The organism is Peribacillus sp. P4_B1, from assembly GCF_056402395.1.
In genome coordinates this window covers 1-505 of sequence record NZ_JBFUHM010000197.1, presented here as the reverse complement: position 1 = coordinate 505, position 505 = coordinate 1, and the positions used below count along the sequence as shown (strand labels likewise).

1 protein-coding gene is annotated in these 505 nt (G+C 57.0%); it reads left to right on the top strand.

What is annotated here, in order from left to right; genetic code table 11:
* On the top strand, positions 1 to 322 hold a 322-nt coding region (locus AC1DVK_RS27235; RefSeq protein ID WP_477627864.1), incomplete at its 5' end, for a LuxR C-terminal-related transcriptional regulator.
* Positions 323 to 505: the final 183 nt, after the last annotated feature.

The following is a 505-nucleotide window of genomic DNA, read 5'->3' as shown; positions in this document are numbered from 1 at the left end:
ATCTCAAGCCATCGCTCTAGGCGCCCGCCCTCTCGTCCGGGACATTGAAGCACAGGCTCTAAGCAACAACCTGATTTTGGCGGAACAGGAGGCGCCCAGCAAAAAACCATCGCTTCCGTGGGGGCTCACGATACGGGAACAAGAAGTGCTGGAGTTACTCATCCACGGCGCCTCTAACCGCATTATTGGCCGCGAACTCCTAATTACTGAGCGTACAGCCGGCGTGCATGTGTCGCATATTCTGACCAAGCTTCAGGTTAGGACGCGTTCTGAAGCGGCCGCCTTGGCATTCAGGACGCGGATGAGTGAATTGGCCGAGTAGTAAAACCTGCGTACACATCTCTAGTGATACGTGATGACCCGGATGCCCCGCGTTGTGTCGTCATCTTTCAACTCCGCTAAAGCGACGGTATGACTGCCTGAGTCAACTGCGGGCCAACGGTCGTCGGCTATGGGGCCCAGAGCACCTGCGCCGACCGGTGACCATAATCTGGCCAAGGACGTC